This window comes from Isosphaeraceae bacterium EP7 (genome assembly GCA_038400315.1).
Classification (GTDB): Bacteria; Planctomycetota; Planctomycetia; order Isosphaerales; family Isosphaeraceae; genus EP7.
This window is the reverse complement of the sequence record CP151667.1, coordinates 2,859,176-2,876,762: the sequence shown is the minus strand read 5'-3', so window position 1 is coordinate 2,876,762 and position 17,587 is coordinate 2,859,176. Positions and strand designations below refer to the sequence as shown.

Below are 17,587 nucleotides of genomic sequence, written 5' to 3'. Positions count from 1 at the left end.
ATCAGCTTCTCCGTCAGGCCCCTTCAACCACCGGCCCACCCGCCGTCCGATCCGGCCGGGCGACGAGCATGGGGATTTCCAGGGAGTGGCGGACCTTGTCGACGGTCTGGCCGAAGAGGAGGTCTCGGACCAGGCCGTGGCCGTGGGAGCCGACGACGAGGAGGTCGACAGGGGTGCGCCTCAGGTAGCCGACGATCTCGCCGGCCCGGTCGGGGCCGTAGAGGAGGACGGCCCGGGCGTCGTAGCCCTTCTGCTCGAGGACGCGGACGACCTCGGCGAGGTAGCGCTCGTCGGCCTCGGTCTCGCGGTCGGCGGTCTCGGCGCCGTAGATTCGGGTCATCGGGGTGTCCACGACGTGGATCAGGACCAGGCTCGTCTTGCCTGCGGCGGCCAGGCTGAGGGCCCGGTTGAGGATCTCGCCGTCGTTGGCGTTGTGCTCCAGGGCCACGCCGATCGTCGACAGCGGCCGGGGGCGCAGGGCGTCGGCCCAGTCCAACTCGATGGCGGGCTGGGGCGTCCAGGCGGGTGCCGGCTGAAGCCAGGGCTTCAGGGTCACCCACGCGAGCAGGCCCAGGACCGCGGCGGCCAGGCCGTAGAGGGCGACCGCAACGGCCCACCAGGCGGGGATGGGGCCCAGGGCCAGGTTGGAGCTGCGCGCGAGCTCGATCCAGGTGTCGATCTGGTCGAAGACGAGCTTGCCGTTGAGGCCCACGATCGCGGCGGCCGAGAGCCAGGCGAGCGCCTTGCCCCACCAGGGGGTGGCGAACGACCCCATGTTCTTGGCGTCCGACGTGAAGTGGATCAGGGGGATCACCGCGAAGGAGAGCTGCAAGCTGAGGATCACCTGGCTAAGCACCAGCAACTGCTGCGTCGAGCCCTCGCCGGTCAGCGAGATGACGACCACTGCCGGGATGATCGCCAGCGACCGCGTGACCACGCGCCGGAGCCAGGGGGCCACCTTCAGGTCGAGGTAGCCCTCCATCACGATCTGTCCGGCGAGCGTCCCGGTCAGCGTTGAGCTCTGCCCGGCGCACAGCAGCGCGATGCCGAACAGGGTGGGCGCCACCGGGGCTAAAAAGGTGGGCAGCAGCTTGTACGCTTCCTCGATGCTGGCCACGTTCTGGCCGTTGGCGTGGAAGACCGCCGCGCTCAGGATCAGGATCGCCGCGTTGACGAAAAAGGCCGCGTTCAGCGCGATGGCCGTGTCGATCAGGTTGTACTTGCAGGCCACCGCCTTGCTCTTCTGGTCGTGGCCGATCTGCCTCGACTGGACCAGGGCCGAGTGCAAATAGAGGTTGTGCGGCATCACCGTGGCGCCCAGGATCCCGATGGCCACGAACAGGGCGCCGGGCGGGAGGGACGGCCTCAGGCCGCCGACGATCAGGCCGAAGTCGGGCTGGGCCAGCACGATCTGGAGCAGGAAGCAGGCGCCGATGGTGCAGACCAGCGCCAGGATGAACGCTTCCATCCTCCGCATGCCGAACTTCTGCAGCCAGAGCAGCAGGAACGTGTCGAGCGCCGTGATCAGGCAGCCCCAGAGCATCGGCAGGCCGAAGAGCAGCTTCAGGGCGATGATCGTGCCCAGCACCTCGGCCAGGTCGGTGGCGGCGATCGCCACCTCGGCCATCAGCCAGAGGGCGAAGTTCACCCGGCGCGAGTACTCGGCGCGGCAGGCCTGGGCCAGGTCGTGGCCGGTGACCACCCCAAGCCTGGCAGAGAGCGTCTGGAGCAGCACGGCGATGAGGTTGGACATCAGCAGCACCCAGATCAGGGCGTAGCCGAAGCGTGCGCCCCCTTCCAGGTCGGTCGCCCAGTTGCCCGGGTCCATGTAGCCGACGCTCACCAGATAGGCCGGCCCGAGGAACGCGTACATCCGTTTCAGAGGGTTCGCATGCGTCACGGACACCGACCCATGCACTTCCGACAGGCTCCGCCGCCCTCCCGCTTCCTCGATCCGACTCATCGCCCCTCCCAAGGGTCGCACCATCCAACTCCAGACTGGACCGCGCGACTATCCTAACGGGAAACAAAGGCCAACTCAAGTTCGATTTTAGCTTGAGAGAATTTGGTTTTTGGGCATCCAAAATAGGGTCGTGGACTCGACTGGCTGCAACGGCTGTCCCTAGGATCGACCCGCGAATTGGACCTGAATCCTCGGCACTGTCCCTGAAGGTGGGGCGAATCGGGCGGGTTGCCGGATCTCGGGGCCTGACGCGGGTCGAGCCGGGATGCGGCCATCCTCAACGGTTCGCGGCTCAGGGGCGGCCGGCTCCTTGCCTTATCATGCGCAAACACATTCCACCCCCCCGGTGCCGAGTTCGGTCGGAAGGGCGCCGGAGGGTCGGCCCAGGCTGCCGAGCTTGCCTCGAATCGGGCATATTTGATGGATTTCCGCCGCAAGTAGTCCCAAGTGGGGATTTCTGGCGTATGTCGGTATGGGGCGTGCTGATATCGGTGTTAAAACGACGGACCGGCCGCCCGTGGTCGCCGGATTATCTCGGCCAACGAACGTATCGAATGGCGTCGCAAGCGGGCGACCTCTAGATTTCGGGAGCTTCAGCAATGATTGGCCTGAAGAAGTACGTCTTCGCCTTTGGCCTGGTCCTGGCGCTCAACGCGACCTCGTCCGCTCAGTTGATGATCAGCGTCGGCGGCGGTAACCCCTACGGTTACAGCAATGGCGTGATCGGCGGCCGTGGCTACGCTTATCCCGGCTACACCCAGGGATACGCGCCGGTCTACGGATACGGCAACCAGGGTTATGTCCAGCAGCAAACGACCGTCTATCCCGGCGGCACCACGTACTACAGCTCGGGCTACAGCGGATATGCCCCCACGGTCGTGGCCCCGGGCGGCGTCTACTCGACCGCGACGCCCTACGCCAACTACTACCGTCCGCCCGTCTACGGCTATCGCCCGGGTTTCAACCCGTATCGCGGCTACCGTCGCTGGTGAGCTGACGCGACCGATCGAGGCGATCGACGATGGAACCGGGGGCCCCGGCCGTCCTTCAATGGGACGGCCGGGGCTCTGTCGTGCGCGGGCAAACGTCGTGTCCGGGTCGGGGTGAGGGGATTCGATCACCCCCGGGATTGGGCCGGGACGATTCCCATGGGCCGCCGTCGAACTTTCGACGCCGAGGTCGTCGGCACCGGGGGATTGTTCACGACCGCAATCCTCCGCATCGTATTCAGTCCGGGGCCGTTTTCGTAGACTTCGGGCTGGCCTTCGGGGAGATCGCTGAAGATCGGAGCTCGAAATGGAGATTCGTCCGAAGGTGCGTCAGTTCGGTCGGTTTTTGCTGATCACGCTCGTGAGGGGCGTATTGTTCCTGGTGCCGATCGTGATCATCGCCATCCTGGGCCGCGACGGTTATCAGATCTTCCGTCGGATCTTCCAGCCGGTTGCGCGGCTGCTCCCGGAAGAACGGTTCTTTGGCATCCTGAGCGAAGACCTCGTGACGATCTTCGCCATCGTCCTGGTCTTCCTGATCGCGGGCCTCTTCGTGGGCACGCGCCGGGGACGGCTGTGGAGCGATTACCTGGAGCGAGGTGTGCTCTATCGGCTCCCGGGATATCTGCTCGTGCGAGGCGCGGCGAGCCGATTCCCGGGCCTGCACGTGGACCCCCCGGTGTCACCCGCGCTCGTGGCCACGGACGAGGGTTGGGCCTTCGCCCTGCTGGTCGAGCGCCTGCCGACGGGGTACTGCACCGTGTTTCTGCCCGACGCGCCGTCGCCGACGAGCGGGGCCGTGCGCATCGTGGAAGCCTCGCGCGTGCACATGATTGACACGTCGATGCTCGGCCTGCTCGGCTGCCTGACGCGGTCGGGAGTTGGTGCCGGGGACCTCGCCGCGCCGGCGCTGCTCGCGATCAAGGCGCTCGCCGATGAAAAGCCGACCGGCGACCGATGCGAGGGGGCCTGAGGAGGGCGAGATTGACCCCGGTTGGTCCGATCTCGGAGGCGCATCGCGGGGCGAACGACGCCGGAAACGGCGTTCGCGCCGCTCAAATCGAGGGCGAGGGTCGCAGTCACGACGACCTTTTCGTATCCTTGGGTGGAGAAATGAGCCCCGCCCTGGGGCGAATCGGCGACTCTGCCGGCGTGCCGGGCGACCTTTGGAGATTGCGAATCATGGCCACCGCGTCGACGTCCGCACACCTGGCCGGTCTGCAGGCGCTCGGGCAGAGCGTCTGGCTGGATGATATCAGCCGCAAGATGCTGGAAGACGGCAGCCTCCAGCGCCTGATCGACGAGGACGGCCTGCAAGGCATGACGTCCAACCCCAGCATCTTCCAGAAGGCCATCAGCGCCGGCAGCGATTACGACGAAGAGACCGCCTCGCTCGTCGCGTCGGGAAGCGGCATCGACGGCATCTACCAGGGGCTCACCGTCGCCGACATCCGCCGGGCCCTGGACCTGTTCCGCCCGGTGTACGACCGGACCGACGGCCTGGACGGCTACGTCAGCCTGGAAGTCTCGCCGCTCCTAGCGCACGACACCGAGGGGAGCATCCGCGAGGGCAAGCAGCTCTGGGAGCTTCTGGGTCGCCCCAACGCGATGATCAAGGTGCCGGGCACCCCCGAGGGGCTCCCCGCCATCGAGGAACTGCTCTACTCGGGCATCAACGTCAACGTCACGCTCCTCTTCAGCGTCGACGCCTACGAGAAGGTCGCCCAGACCTACATCAAGGCCCTGGCCCGCCGCGCCGCCGAGGGCAAGCCCGTCGACCACATCGCGTCGGTGGCCAGCTTCTTCATCTCGCGCATCGACGTCGAGGTCGACAAGCGGCTCGACGCCCTGATCAAGGCCGCCGCTGACGACAAGGCCAAGGTCGCCAGGCTCCAGGCGCTCAAGGGCAAGGTGGCCATCGCCAACGCCAAGAACTCGTACGTCATCTACGAGAAGGAATTCGGCTCCCCCCAGTTCCTGGCGCTCAAGCAGAAGGGCGCCAAGGTCCAGCGCCTGCTCTGGGCCTCCGTCGGCACCAAGAACCCCGCCTACCCCGACACCCTCTACATCGACGAGCTGATCGGCCCCGACACCGTCAGCACCATGCCCCGGCCCACCTATGACGCCTTCAAGGGCCACGGCCACGCGGCCCCCGCCCTGCTCAAGGGGATGGACGAGGCCAAGGCCCAGATCGAGGAGCTGAGCGCCCTGGGCGTCGACTTCAACGACGTCCTGGACAAGCTCCTCCGCGACGGCGTCAAGATCTTCGCCGACTCCTTCGGCCAGCTCATGACCTCGATCCGCGAGAAGCAGGCCGAGCTCATCCGCAAGTCGCGCGTCGGCAGCACGGCGCTCCTTGGCGACTACAAGGACGCCGTCGAAGCCACCCTGGACGACCTCGACAAGATCGGCGCCGTCAAGCGGCTCTGGGCCAAGGACACGAGCCTCTTCAAGGCCGAGCCCGACCACGCCAAGATCATCGCCAACTCCCTGGGTTGGCTGACCGTGGCCGACGTGGTGAAGCCCGAGGCCGGTGCCCTTGCCTCATTCAGCGACGAGATCGCCGCGACCGGCTTCGGCCACATCGTCGTGATGGGCATGGGCGGCTCCAGCCTCTGCGTCGAGGTCATCCGCCGGACCAACGTCCCGGTCTCCGGCCACCCCGTGATGGTCGTCCTCGACAGCACCGTCCCCGCCACGATCCGCCGCATCGAGAAGGCGATCGACCCGGCGCACACGCTCTTCATCGTCGCCAGCAAGAGCGGCACCACCACCGAGCCCTCGGTCTTCTACGCCTACTTCTATGACCTGGTGAAGAAGCTGAAGGGGGACAAGGCGGGCGAGAATTTCATCGCCATCACCGACCCAGGCACCAAGATGGAGGCCGACGCCCGCCGCGACGGCTTCCGCAAGATCTTCCTCAACCCCAGCGACATCGGCGGCCGGTACTCGGCCCTCTCCTTCTTCGGCATGGTCCCGGCCGCGCTGATGGGCCTGGACGTCGACATCCTGCTCGACCGCGCGGGCACGGTCATCAAGGCGACCAAGCCCGAGACGCCGATTCGCCAGAACCCGGGCGCCGTGCTGGGCGCCACCCTTGGCGCCCTGGCCAAGAAGGGCCGCGACAAGGTGACCCTCGTCACCCCGCCGCCGTTCGACGCCCTGGGCCTCTGGATCGAGCAGCTCATCGCCGAGAGCACCGGCAAGGAAGGCAAGGGGATCGTGCCGATCGCCGGCGAGCCCCTCACCTCGCCCGACTTCTACGGCAATGACCGCGTCTTCGTCCTGATCCGGACCCTGGACGGCCCGGCCGTCGAGGACCACGCGCAGCTCATCGCCCTCTCCAAGGCGGGCCACCCGGTCCTCGAGCTGATCGTGGCCGACACGATGGACCTGGGCGCCGAGTTCTTCGTCTGGGAAGTCGCCACCCCGCTGGCCGGCCAGCGCCTGGGCATCGACCCGTTCGACCAGCCCAACGTGCAGGAGAGCAAGGACAACACCAAGGCCCTGCTCGCCGAGTACACCGCCAAGGGGGCCCTGCCCCAGCAGGAAACCGTCGCCACCTTCGAGGCTCTCACCTTCAGCACCGACGCCACAAACAAGGCGGCCCTACTGAAAGCAGCCGGCGCCAAGACCGGCCGTGACCTGGCCGTCGCCGTCCTGAAGGCCCACCTCGGCCGCCTCAAAGCCGGCGATTACCTGGCGATCACCCAGTACTTCGACGAGAAGAGCCGCCGCGACGAGGCCCTGCAAATCCTCCGCGTCAAGCTGCGTGACACCTACAAGGTGGCCACCACAACCGGCTACGGCCCCCGCTTCCTGCACTCCACCGGCCAGCTGCACAAGGGAGGCCCCGACACCGGAGTCTTCCTCCAACTCACCGCGCAGGACGGCGAAGACCTCGCCATCCCCAACGAGAAATTCGGCTTCGCCACCCTCGTCCAGGCCCAGGCCCTCGGCGACTTCCAGTCCCTGACCTCCCGCAACCGCCGGGCCCTGAGCATCAACCTCGGAACCGACGTCGACAAAGGCTTCGGCCTCCTCGCCGACCTCATCCGCGACGCCATCTCCTGAGCGATCACCGCCGGATGACCTGATCAACGCAAATGGGCGTCGCCCCGGCCAACCCAACGGCCGGGGCGACGCCCATTTTGCATCGACAAGTGAATCTCAGCCGAGGCCGTGCGTTCGTGGCTGGAGTCGACCGGATCGGGGGCGTTGTTTGTGGTGCCGGCAAGCCCGTGGTGGAATGGCATCGAGATTGAGCGATGACTCGCTGTTACTTGTCTCGGCCAAACTGCGGAAAACCCCGGCCGAGAATTGTCCGCCGAGGTTCACCCCGGGTCGGCTCGACGCGATAGTCCCGGCAGACCGAGATCTCGGGCTTGAGCCTACTCTTCCGCCCGGGGTGGTCGTCGGGTTATTTCGGGACGCCGAGGCGACTTTCGATGGTGGAGATGCTTTGAATCTCCGCCTCAGTCAGCGCCCGGTTAAAGATCGCCAGGTCGTCATAAAGGCCGACATAGCCCATGCCGATCTGGATCGCCGCCTTCTCCGGGTCCCAGCGATAGATCTGGTTCTTTCCGGAGATCGAACCCTGGAGCTTACCGTCGAGGTAGAGTTTCGCGACGCCGTCGGGCTTGCCGGTGTTGAAATTCTCGAAGGTGATGGCGACGTGGGTCCACTTCCCTCGGGCGAACGGGGGCTGGGTCACCACGCAGATCGGCCGCTCGGCCGGTGTCATCTTTTCGAAGTCGCGGTTCGTGGGGTTCCACACGTCCAGGTTGGCGAGGACCCCGAGACGGAAGTGCTTTGGCCGCTCGTCCTTGGTGAAGTCGACCCAGATCGCTGCGTCGTTCCAGGCCTTTTCAGTGATCTGGATCGGGTCGCAATACCAGTCCCCGAGATCGGTCTGGGGGTCGAGACTCAGCCAGAACGAAGCCGTCCCGTTCCAGTCCTTTGAACGATAATCGACGTTCCCGGCGACCTTGTAGAAGACATCCTTGTCGGTCTTCTTGATGAATCGGAGCGCATCGCCGCCTCGGCGGCCAAGCCCACGAGCCAGTTCGGTCTCGCCTGAAGTGAGGCCCGGCCTGGGGTCTTTCCGCTGCGCCGACGAGGCCGTGTAGATCCGCTTGTCGCCCCCGGCGAGATCGGCATCCGCTCCGTTGTCGAAGCTCGCCCAGAACGTCATGGCATCGCGAATCGAATCGACCGAACCAGGCTTCTGGGAGAATGCCGGGCCCGGAAATGACAAACAAATCAGCATCGCCAGGGCGTGATAGAGATTCCGGTGCATGCGAGATCCATGGCCCAAGGTGTGAAGACCGGCCGCGGTCCTGGGTGCGGCCGACTGGCCGAACGCGGGCGCGAGCCTGCCTTGAAAGCTCCCAGAATACCCCTCAGGCCAGACCGGTCAAGGTGCCGCACTCCGCCACCAGGTGGACCGAGGGATGCGTTTCACGTCCATTCTCTTGAGCATGTCGATTAGTCTGTCTATTTTCAAATGAAGAAATAATTGGGCCGTGATGTTCTTCGCCGTTGAGAACATGGCCCGTTCTTTCTTTCCCTTCCTGGCCTCGTCCGGACAATCTGCCGGGTCGGTCTGCCGATGGCGTCCCATCTTCCATGAATTCAGGGAAGCCGGCGTCAGGACCACGTTCTCACATCACGGTCCTGTAACGCGACGCCAGCAGGCCGGTCGCGGTGGAGAGGTCGAGGTCCGCGATCAGAAGTCCCTCCTCGCCGTAGGGCTGATAGCAGAGGAGCGTCCCGTCGGGGCGGATGACGGCCGAGGTGGTCGGGGAGCCGGGGCTGGCGAAGTTGACGGTGGCGAAGTAGCAGGTGTTTTCGGCGGCGCGGCAGAGGGCGGCTTTTTCGTGGAAGGTGTTCGCGGGATCGGCGAAGGTTGTGGGGCGGTAGGAGCCTGGCTCGGCCTCGTGGAAATGCGGGTGGAAGACGACGTGGGCCCCGTTCCGGGCGGCCCAGCGGACGGTCTCGGGGTAGCGCCAACCTTCGTGGCAGATCACGACTCCGAAGGTGAGCGGGCCTGCCCGGAAGACCCGGCGGCCTGTGCCCGGCGTGAAGGTGGACTCTTCCGAGGGGTCGATCTGGACCTTGTCCTGGAAGCCCGCGATCGAACCGTCCGGATCGATCACCAGGGCGGTCGCCAGCAGCGCGTCGTTCACGATGCGTTCGGTGCCGAGCACGACCGTGAGGTTCGCCCTCGCGGCGGCTTTGGCGATGGCCGACCAGGCGCGTTCGAGGAACTGCGCGTCGGGAGGCGGAACGTTCTTGCCGGGATCTCGATAGCCGGGGACGAAGCATTCGGGGAAGCAGATGAGCCTCGCGCCCTCGCGGGAGGCCCGATCGATGGCCCGCTCGGCGAGCGTGATGGAGTCCTCGGGGGTGGCAGGGAATTTCATGTTGGCGAGTGCGATTCGAAAGAGGTTCATGGGTTTCCGTCCGGCCATGAAATTCCCGCCCTGGAAGTCCGATTATCGGCCCAGGAGGATGGTCACGAGCAACGATGAATCCTCGAGACCGAGGAGGGCGTGGGTTTCCCCGGCCGTCAGGTAGATCAATTGGCCAGGCGTGAGCTCCTGGGTTTTGTCCTTGGCCGTGAAGGCCACGCGGCCCTCAAGGCACTGAACGGTGATCTCGCCGGGGGCGGCGTGGGCGGGGATCTCCTTGCCCGCGGGGACGACCAGGCGGATCACCTGCATGGCCTCGGTCTTGAGCAGGGTCCACGACTTCGTCGCGGCGAGGTCAGGGCCGAGCGGCTCGACCGAGATGACGTGATTGGACGCTGCGTGCGGGATCGCCATGGCCGTGCTCCGTGGATGGTGGGCATGCAATGCGTTTCTCGCCGAATATCGCCGATGCCGCCCGCCTTTGCGAGGTATTGTCCTGGGCAGTCGTTCAACGCGGGACACGCCGCCAATTGAATTCGACGGGAATTCTCGCCCGCATTTGAACCGATCGCCCTCGCCCCGCGACTAGTTTGATGCTCAAGCAAAGGGGGCAGGACGTTGAACCAGGACCGTCGGGCGATCGAGCAGGAAATCCTCGTCCTCCGCTGCCAGCGGGGGGAGCGGGCGGCCTTCGACGAGCTGATCGAAGCCTGGGAGCGGAAACTCTTCTTCTACCTCCGCAGGCTCGTGCCGACGGAGGAGGACGCCTGGCAGACGCTCCAGGAGGTCTGGCTCCAGGTCCTCCGCGGCATCCATTCGCTGCGCGACCCGCAACGCCTGCCAGTCTGGCTGTACGCGATCGCCCGCAACAGGGCCATGAGCCATCATCGCGACGGCTACGCACGAGAGAAGGCGCTGGAAGACGCCGATCTCGTCGAGTCGCCGGCGGCCGACGACCTCGCCTCGTTCGACGACGCGGAGTCGGTCCATTACGGGCTCTCGCTCATCGGTCGGTCGGATCGCGAAGTCCTGACCCTCTTCTTCCTGCGTGACCTGAGCATCGCCGAGGTGGCCGAGGTGCTGGGCATCCCGCCCGGCACGGTCAAATCACGGCTCTTCAAGGCGAAGAACGCCTTACGCAACGTCCTCCAACCCGAAGGTGATCGCCATGTCTGACCGCGAAAATTCCCCGGAAAAGCGCCTGCACGACTTCGACCTGCACGACCCGGCAATCCACGGACGCTACGGGCAAGCCCTGGGCGCCCAGCTTGAGGCAAGCCTGTCGGACGCCTCGTCGGCCCGGCGACGCGCAGGCTCTGTGCTGATGGGCCTGGGCGGCCTGTCCGGGTTCCTGGTCTGCGGGTCGTTGGCCCTCACCGAGCCGGCGTCGACCCCATTCCGGGTGCGGGCGATCCTGTCCCTCTTCGCCTGCTTCGGCCTGGCCTGGATCGTGCTCGCCACCTGGGGGTTCTCGCGGTCGAGGGGGAACTTCTCCGGGCAGAACGCGATCGCCGCCCGGATGGGGTTCGGCTTCACCCTGGTCTCGATCGTCGCCCTGGCGATCTTCGCATCGGCCTCGGCTCGCGCGGCAGAAGGGATGCCGATGCTGACCACGGCCCTGGCGATGCTGATCCTCGCCACGGTCATGCTCATCGACTCGCGGATCGGTCGCGCCGAGTCGGCGCTCCGCGAGCAGATCCTCAGGCTCGAAGTCAGGCTCGTCGATCTGTCGGACCGGCTGGCTCAGGGGCCGAAGCAGAGCCAGTAGCCGAAGCCGACGGGGGCGGCGAAGAGGAGCGAATCGAGGACGTCGAGCATCCCGCCGAAACCGGGTAAGGTCTGGCTCGCGTCCTTCCGCTCGCAATCCCGCTTGATCAGCGACTCCATCAGGTCGCCAATCTGAGCCGCCACGCCCACGAGCAGGCCGAAGCCGACGGCCGCAGCCCACCCCAGCGTGGGGATACGCAGGCCATAACGGGCGATCGCCGTGACGGCCAGACTGAACACGATGCCGAAGACCAGGCCGCCGGCGGCCCCTTCGACCGTCTTGTTGGGGCTGAGCACCGGCCAGAGCTTGCGCCTGCCGATCAGGCGGCCCACCGTGTACGCGCCGATGTCGTTCCCCTTGGCCGCGGCCACCAGGGTCAGCAGCGGGATCACCCCGTGGTAGGTCCCTTCCAGCCACCTGAACTGGATCAGGACGCTGCCCAGCAGGCCGAGATAGGCGATGGCCAGCGTCGAACCCGCGATCCTCGGCAGGGTCGGCCCCGGGGCCTGAAACTGCAACGCCTGGGACACGAACAGGGCCATCAAGATCCCGACGAAGACCCAGAGCGGCCAGGCCATCGCGTCGACCGGGTTGAGGCCCCAGAAGCCCGGGTCGGTATGCGTCGACCCGTTCGCCATGATGTGAGCCATGATGTGCGGGGCCCAGTTGGACAGCCCCAGCGCCAGCACACCGCCCACCACCGCCCTTCCCGACGTCCGGACCACCGTCCGCTCCATCAGGTCCACCAGCTCCAGGGCGCAGAGCACCAGGATGCCCAGCGACGTGAGCAACCAGAGCGGGTACCAGGGGGCGAGCGGCTCATCGCCCCAGAGGAGCGCGACGGTCAGGGCCACCAGCGAGAGGCCGGTCGTCAGGCGTGCTGCGAGCATCGAGGTCTCTGGTGCGTGCGACCGTGGTCTCGGGCGGGGGAATCGCGCGAACTCAGTGTACAACACCAAACCGCCCCAACCAACCGTGACGCGCCATGCTTCGGCCTCAGCGCGTCGCCGCGGCCTCGGTGGGCAGGCCGCCGAACTTGCGCTGGCGGCCGGCGTAGGCCTGGCAGCCGGCGAGCAGGTCGTCGGCGCGGAAGTCGGGCCAGAGGGTCTCGGTCACCCAGATCTCGGAGTAGGAGATCTGCCAGAGCAGGTAGTTGCTCAGCCTCATCTCGCCCGCGGTCCGGATCAAGAGGTCGGGGTCGGGCATCCCGGCGGTGTAGAGGTAGCCCGAGACGGTCGACTCGTCCACCTGCTCGGGGTCGAGCACGCCGGCGCGGACATCCTCGGCGATCCGCCTGGCGGCGTCGGCGATCTCGGTCCGGCCGCCGTAATTCACGGCCAGGCACAGGGTCAGGCCCGTGTTGCCGGCGGTCTCGGCGATGGTCCGGTCGAGGTCGTCGAGCACCTCGGGCGGCAGCCCTTCGCGGCGGCCGATCATGGTCAGGCGGACATTCTCGCGGATTAATTTGGCTCGCTCGGCCACCAGGAAGTGGCGGAGGAACCGCATCAGGAACCGCAGCTCGTTGGCCGGCCGCTTCCAGTTCTCCACCGAGAGGCAGTAGAGGGTCAACTGCCCCAGGCCCAGGCGGCAGCCTTCCTCGACGACCGCCCGGACGCTGCGGATGCCGAACCGGTGGCCGACGCTGCGCATCAGGCCGCGGCGCCTGGCCCAGCGGCCGTTGCCGTCCATGATGATGGCGACGTGCCGGGGGAGCTGCTCGGGCGTCAGGCCCAGCGGCGCGATCCGCGCCAGGCCTTCCGGGGTGATTGTCGTGGTCCGGGACACGCTTGGCAAAACCTCGGGGGCTCTGGTGCGGGTTCGGGACGCCGGCTCGAATCCATTCGAGTGGGCCTGGCGGGCGTGCGGCCCATCCTGCGTCGACCTAGCGAGGCACGTCGATCGTCTGCTTGCGCTCGGGGCCGACCGAGACGATCGACACCGGGACGCCCAGCTGCTTGCCCAGGAACCCGACGTAGTCGCGGGCCGCTCCCGGCAAATCATCCCAGTGGCGGCAGGCGGTCAGGTCTTCCGTCCAGCCGGGCAAGGTCTCGAACACCGGCCGGCAGCGGGCCAGGTCCGAGAGGTGGGCCGGGACGTTCTCGACTCGCTTGCCGTTCTCATCTTCATAGGACACGGCCACCTTGAGCTGGTCGATCCCGCTCAGGACGTCCAGCAGCATCACGGCGATCTCGGTGGCACCGCTGACCCTCGCCCCGTGGCGGGTGGCCACCGCGTCGAACCAGCCGCAGCGCCTGGGGCGGCCCGTGACGGTGCCGTACTCGCGGCCCACGCGGCGGATGCGCTCGCCCGTCTCGTCGTGAAGCTCGGTCGGGAACGGCCCGCCGCCCACGCGGGTCGTGTATGCCTTGACGATTCCCAGCCAGCGGCTGATGTGCCGGGTCGGCACTCCCGAGCCCGCGGCGATTCCCGCGGCGCTGCTGTTGGAACTGGTCACGTACGGATAGGTGCCGTGGTCGATGTCGAGCAGGCTCCCCTGCGCGCCTTCGAACAAGAGCCTGCGCCCGGACGCTAGCGCCTCGTGGAGCCAGGCCGTCGTGTCGCGCACGAACGGGCGGAGCTGCTCGGCGTAGCCCAGGTATTCCTCGGCGATCGCGCGGGCGTCCATCGGCTCGAAGTCGGGCAGCATGGCCGTCAGCAGGCGATTCTTGTACGCCACGATCCGGTCGAGCCGCTCGCGGAACTCGGCCGGGTGGGCCAGCTCGCCCACGCGGATCCCGTGCACCCGCCCCACCTTGTCGCGATAGCAGGGGCCAATCCCGCGGCGGGTGGTGCCCAGGTGGTCGGCCTCCGAGGTACTCTCCTCGGTCAGCCGCTCCTCGGCCAGGTGATAGGGCAAGATCAGGTGAGCCCGGTCGCTGACGAGCAGGCGATCGCCGAAGTCGATCCCCTGGGCCGCCAGGGTCGCGGCCTCTTTCAGGAGCGCCGGCGGGTGCACGACCACGCCGTTGCCGATCACGGCCGTCACGTTGGGCCTGAGAATGCCCGTCGGGATGAGCGAGAGTTTGTAGGTCGTGCCGTCGACCACCACGGTATGGCCCGCGTTGGCTCCCCCCTGGTAGCGCACGACCACGTCGTGGGCGTCACAGAGCAGGTCGACGATCTTCCCCTTCGCCTCATCGCCCCACTGGAGGCCAACCACACACGTCGACGACACGGCGAAACCCCTCTGCCAACGGCCCTTGACGACTCTCTCGCCAAGAAAACGAGAGACTAACAAGCTCACTTTGCCGCGTCAAGTAACTGGGATCGAACCCGTCTCGACGCGCCCATCCCCGATCACCCTCGACTCGGCAGAGCCCCGACCCGCAGCCCTTCCGGGCCGGCCAATGCCGAACACTTCGCCTAGAGGATAGTGTGTAGATTCGGAGGATGGGAGGGATGGGGAAAATTTTGTCGATCATCGAGCTTGGGAAAGCTGTGGAATAAGATATGCTTTAAGAAGCCTTGCCGGTTAGGCGGAATGGGTTGAGCGTTGGTTTTTTCGGGACAACAATGATGATGCAGCTTGGGAAGATGCGGGTTTTTGCGGCGATGGTCGTGGTTGGAGCCACTGGGGTGGGCTCGGCCCAGGCCGGGCATCTCTGCCAGAAGTGCGGCTCCGGCCATGTCGTGGGCGTTGCCCCCGCGTGCGAGACCGGCCCGGCCCTGGTTCCGCAATGGCAGACGAGCTATCGGACCGTGACCGACACCGTCTACGACCGGGTGCCCGAGACGCGGATGGTCACCCGCTACCGGACCGAATACAAGACCGAGCAGGTGCCCGTCACCCGCATGATCCCCGAGCAGGTCCCGGTCACCCAGACCCTGACCCGCTACCGGACCGAGTACAAGACCGAGCAGATCCCCGTCCAGCGGCCCATCTGCGAGACGGTCACGGTCCCCCGGACCTACACCGTGAACGTCCCCCGCACCGAGCAGGTGCCGCAGCAGGTCGTGCGCACGGTCTACGAGACCCAGAACACCACCCAGAAGGTGCAGCAGCCGTACACCGTGACGGAAACCGTCAATGACACGGTGCAGCAGCCGCGGTACTCGACCGTGATGACCAACCAGGTCCGCACCTCGTACGTACCGCGGACCGTCAACGAGCAGGTGCCCGTGAATATCGCCCGCCGGGTGGTGGAAGAGCGCGGCGGCTACCAGACCCAGAACGTGCCGATCTACGGCCAGGTGGCGGCGGCCGCCCCGGCGAAGTGCGGCCACGGCCACGCGAGCAAGACCTGCGTCACCTGCGCGGTGGTGGGCTACCAGAGCCAGACCGTCTTCGTCTCTAACCCCGTCTGCACGACGGTCAACGAGACCCAGTACGTCAACAAGTGCCGTACCGAGATGGTCCCCGTCCAGACGACCGTCCAGGTCCCCGAGTGCAAGGTCGACTACGTCTCGGTGACCGTCCCCCGCCAGGTCTGCCGCACCCTGACCCGTGAGATCGAGGTCCCCGTCACCCGCCAGGTCCCCCGCCAGGTCTCCGAGACGGTCCAGGTCTCCCGCACCACCTTCGTGCCCGAGCAGCGCACCGACCAGGTGCAGACGACCCAGACCCGCTACGTCACCGAGACGATCACCCGCCAGGTTCCCGTCTGCGTCCCCGAGCAGTACCAGGTGACCCGCTACGTCACCCGCTGCCGCCCGGTCACCGAGACGATCACCCGCCAGGTTCCCGTCTGCGTCCCCGAGCAGGTCCCCGTGACGACCACCCGCTGCGTCGCCCGCCAGGTTAGCCGCCAGGTGGCCGTCAACACCTGCGTCATGGTCCCCGCCACCTACGCCGCCGCCCCGGCCGTCGCCCCCTCCAGCCAGGTCGCCCCTTCCAGCCAGAATTGATCTCGAACCGAGTCGGATCGACGATCATCGCATCGAAGGGCGGAGGCGCGACACAACCGCGCCTCCGCCCTTTTCGCGTTGACTGGGCCTTCCGGAACCCCGCACAGATCAAGAATGTCCCGGATGAGGGCGTGCCCCGTGGGCGAAGACGCCCCGAGCCGTATCGCCCGGCCGCCATGGTCCCGACGGTGGAATCCCGGAGTCGCGGCCAGGAGACTCGCGAGCCGATGTCGGGGCCGCGCCGACGACCTGGCTTGGCCCGGCCATGCTCAGGCCAAAGCCCGCCGGTGATGCTTCGCCGTGGCGACCAGGCCGCAGAGCCCAGCGATCCCCATCAGCACGAGTCCCGAGGGCTCGGGAACCGGCACGGGAGCAGGCGCGACGCTGCCCGTGAACGAGGCCCGAATCTGACGGATGATCGTCCCTGATATGGGTCCAACGTCATTCGACACATACGCCGATGCGGAGGCTGTCATCCCAGGCACCGTGGAGCCGGTCCCGAAGAACAGGCCCGACTTATCCGCCAGTGAGACGGAGTAGTCTTGATGGAAACCCTTGGACTCGAAATTCGACGACCCTCCCACGTAATTCCCGACGGAACCATAGGCGGAACCATCGTAGGCGAGGATCAAGGCGTCTGGCGTGGGACTTAAGCCAACTTCAGCAATGGAGAAGCTAAAGTTATAGGCGAACGATCCGAAGTCCGGGTTGACGGGGAGCTGAAGTTCGAAGCTGAAAGAGAGGGAACCTTTGCCGACATAGCTATAAGACTGATATTCGGAGGGGTCGATCTCGACTGATCCCGCATAGCTTACGTCGATGCTGACCTGGCCTTCGATCGTGCCACTGAAAGACTCCCCCCTCGCAGGGGTTCCCGCCATCGCCGCCAGGAGGAGCGCCGCGGCCGCGATCGGCATTCTTGCGAGAACCATCATCCTTGCCCTTTTTGTTGGGTCGAGTCGGGGGGGACATTCGACCCCCTGCTTGCGGTAGTGTGCGCATCCTCACTGTGTGGACGCAAGCATCATGCCCTTCATGTTTTCCAAGTCGCTTCAGTAATCCGTAATCCTTCATCGGAGGCGGTGATTCTGGCCTCATAAGGCTGAAGAAGTGTTTCCTGTGATCAACATGTTTTTAGAATGAATCAAACTTCGAGTTGTCCGGTCGTCTTCGACCTAACCCTCGACCTGGTGCAACGCCGCATCGGTCGGACCTGCCACGGATGGACGCCCCTCTCGCATCGCCTTCGAGCTGATCGACGCGACGTTCGGATCAAGGGGCCTTCGGGTTTTAATCAGTGCGGAGGTGATCGCCAGCAGCGAGCCACGGCCTCATCAGTCGATGATGGCCTGCAAGCTTGGATGCGCCGGGATTTTGCCACGGATGTAGCGGTTTCACAAGGCAGCTTCCCGGGGCGAGGCAATGCGATGCCCTCCCGGTGCAGCCCATTCCCCGAGCCGGGGAAAACGTCGACCTGCGCCGAGAGTAATAACTGCGTGCACGCAATCAGTGCGTCGGTCCTGACAATGTCTATTCGGTCATCGAGTCAGGCAGGGCCGCGCAAAAAGGATAATTCGAAAAAAGCTGCCGGTTTTCGCCGCGAATTGCA

General features: G+C 66.2%; 14 protein-coding genes. 6 read left to right on the top strand and 8 right to left on the bottom strand.

Annotation, left to right across the window (positions count from 1 at the left end; all coding sequences use genetic code 11):
• Positions 1–13 precede the first annotated feature (13 nt).
• Positions 14–1,963 (bottom strand): Nramp family divalent metal transporter, encoded by a 1,950-nt coding sequence (locus tag EP7_RS10950; RefSeq protein WP_463527891.1) that lies wholly within the window; start codon positions 1,961–1,963, stop codon positions 14–16.
• Positions 1,964–2,562: 599 nt separating this feature from the next.
• Here EP7_RS10950 and EP7_RS10945 point away from each other — a divergent pair.
• The 3 genes from EP7_RS10945 (at position 2,563) to EP7_RS10935 (ending at position 7,026) form a co-directional block, all read left to right on the top strand.
• The gene (locus tag EP7_RS10945) at positions 2,563–2,955 is read left to right on the top strand and encodes a hypothetical protein (RefSeq protein WP_463527890.1); all 393 of its coding nucleotides are present in this window, start codon (positions 2,563–2,565) and stop codon (positions 2,953–2,955) included.
• Positions 2,956–3,259: 304 nt separating this feature from the next.
• Entirely contained in the window at positions 3,260–3,925 is a 666-nt protein-coding gene (locus tag EP7_RS10940) for a DUF502 domain-containing protein (protein ID WP_463527889.1), read from the top strand.
• Between the two features lie 209 nt (positions 3,926–4,134).
• Complete coding sequence (locus tag EP7_RS10935; RefSeq protein WP_463527888.1) at positions 4,135–7,026, top strand: bifunctional transaldolase/phosoglucose isomerase; 2,892 nt, start codon at positions 4,135–4,137, stop codon at positions 7,024–7,026.
• 346 nt (positions 7,027–7,372) lie between these two features.
• Here EP7_RS10935 and EP7_RS10930 read toward each other — a convergent pair whose 3' ends face one another.
• The 3 genes from EP7_RS10930 to EP7_RS10920 all read right to left on the bottom strand — a co-directional run bounded on the left by EP7_RS10930 (position 7,373) and on the right by EP7_RS10920 (position 9,779).
• Complete coding sequence (locus EP7_RS10930; protein WP_463527887.1) at positions 7,373–8,146, bottom strand: LamG domain-containing protein; 774 nt, start codon at positions 8,144–8,146, stop codon at positions 7,373–7,375.
• 469 nt (positions 8,147–8,615) lie between these two features.
• Entirely contained in the window at positions 8,616–9,407 is a 792-nt protein-coding gene (locus EP7_RS10925; protein WP_463527886.1) for a carbon-nitrogen hydrolase family protein, read from the bottom strand.
• A gap of 42 nt (positions 9,408–9,449) precedes the next feature.
• Entirely contained in the window at positions 9,450–9,779 is a 330-nt protein-coding gene (locus tag EP7_RS10920; RefSeq protein ID WP_463527885.1) for a cupin domain-containing protein, read from the bottom strand.
• 204 nt (positions 9,780–9,983) lie between these two features.
• Here EP7_RS10920 and EP7_RS10915 point away from each other — a divergent pair, with 204 nt between their 5' ends.
• The gene (locus EP7_RS10915) at positions 9,984–10,541 is read left to right on the top strand and encodes an RNA polymerase sigma factor (RefSeq protein WP_463527884.1); all 558 of its coding nucleotides are present in this window, start codon (positions 9,984–9,986) and stop codon (positions 10,539–10,541) included.
• Positions 10,534–11,133: a hypothetical protein gene (locus tag EP7_RS10910; RefSeq protein ID WP_463527883.1), complete on the top strand. Its 600-nt coding sequence runs from the start codon at positions 10,534–10,536 to the stop codon at positions 11,131–11,133. Before EP7_RS10915 ends, EP7_RS10910 begins: the two co-directional genes overlap by 8 nt.
• Here the strand turns inward: EP7_RS10910 and EP7_RS10905 are convergent.
• The 3 genes from EP7_RS10905 to EP7_RS10895 form a co-directional block, all read right to left on the bottom strand.
• A complete protein-coding gene (locus EP7_RS10905) occupies positions 11,109–12,023 on the bottom strand; it encodes a phosphatidate cytidylyltransferase (protein ID WP_463527882.1) in 915 nt (304 codons plus the stop codon). The genes EP7_RS10910 and EP7_RS10905 overlap by 25 nt on opposite strands.
• A 106-nt stretch (positions 12,024–12,129) precedes the next feature.
• Entirely contained in the window at positions 12,130–12,918 is a 789-nt protein-coding gene (gene uppS / locus EP7_RS10900; RefSeq protein ID WP_463527881.1) for a polyprenyl diphosphate synthase, read from the bottom strand.
• A 97-nt stretch (positions 12,919–13,015) separates the two neighbouring features.
• Positions 13,016–14,308, bottom strand: coding sequence for an adenylosuccinate synthase (locus EP7_RS10895; RefSeq protein WP_463527880.1), 1,293 nt, complete (start codon positions 14,306–14,308; stop codon positions 13,016–13,018).
• 344 nt (positions 14,309–14,652) lie between these two features.
• Here EP7_RS10895 and EP7_RS10890 point away from each other — a divergent pair, with 344 nt between their 5' ends.
• On the top strand, positions 14,653–15,978 hold the full coding sequence (locus EP7_RS10890) for a hypothetical protein (RefSeq protein WP_463527879.1): 1,326 nt from the start codon (positions 14,653–14,655) through the stop codon (positions 15,976–15,978).
• 269 nt (positions 15,979–16,247) lie between these two features.
• On the opposite strand, the gene EP7_RS10885 is transcribed toward EP7_RS10890, so the two are convergent.
• Complete coding sequence (locus EP7_RS10885; protein ID WP_463527878.1) at positions 16,248–16,910, bottom strand: PEP-CTERM sorting domain-containing protein; 663 nt, start codon at positions 16,908–16,910, stop codon at positions 16,248–16,250.
• Positions 16,911–17,587: the final 677 nt, after the last annotated feature.

Coding starts and splice junctions, on each gene's coding strand:
- EP7_RS10950 (WP_463527891.1), bottom strand. CDS start 1,963: ATGAGTCGGATCGAGGAAGCGGGAGGGCGGCGGAGCCTGTCGGAAGTG.
- EP7_RS10945 (WP_463527890.1), top strand. CDS start 2,563: ATGATTGGCCTGAAGAAGTACGTCTTCGCCTTTGGCCTGGTCCTGGCG.
- EP7_RS10940 (WP_463527889.1), top strand. CDS start 3,260: ATGGAGATTCGTCCGAAGGTGCGTCAGTTCGGTCGGTTTTTGCTGATC.
- EP7_RS10935 (WP_463527888.1), top strand. CDS start 4,135: ATGGCCACCGCGTCGACGTCCGCACACCTGGCCGGTCTGCAGGCGCTC.
- EP7_RS10930 (WP_463527887.1), bottom strand. CDS start 8,146: ATGACGTTCTGGGCGAGCTTCGACAACGGAGCGGATGCCGATCTCGCC.
- EP7_RS10925 (WP_463527886.1), bottom strand. CDS start 9,407: ATGAACCTCTTTCGAATCGCACTCGCCAACATGAAATTCCCTGCCACC.
- EP7_RS10920 (WP_463527885.1), bottom strand. CDS start 9,779: ATGGCGATCCCGCACGCAGCGTCCAATCACGTCATCTCGGTCGAGCCG.
- EP7_RS10910 (WP_463527883.1), top strand. CDS start 10,534: ATGTCTGACCGCGAAAATTCCCCGGAAAAGCGCCTGCACGACTTCGAC.
- EP7_RS10905 (WP_463527882.1), bottom strand. CDS start 12,023: ATGCTCGCAGCACGCCTGACGACCGGCCTCTCGCTGGTGGCCCTGACC.
- EP7_RS10890 (WP_463527879.1), top strand. CDS start 14,653: ATGCAGCTTGGGAAGATGCGGGTTTTTGCGGCGATGGTCGTGGTTGGA.
- EP7_RS10885 (WP_463527878.1), bottom strand. CDS start 16,910: ATGGTTCTCGCAAGAATGCCGATCGCGGCCGCGGCGCTCCTCCTGGCG.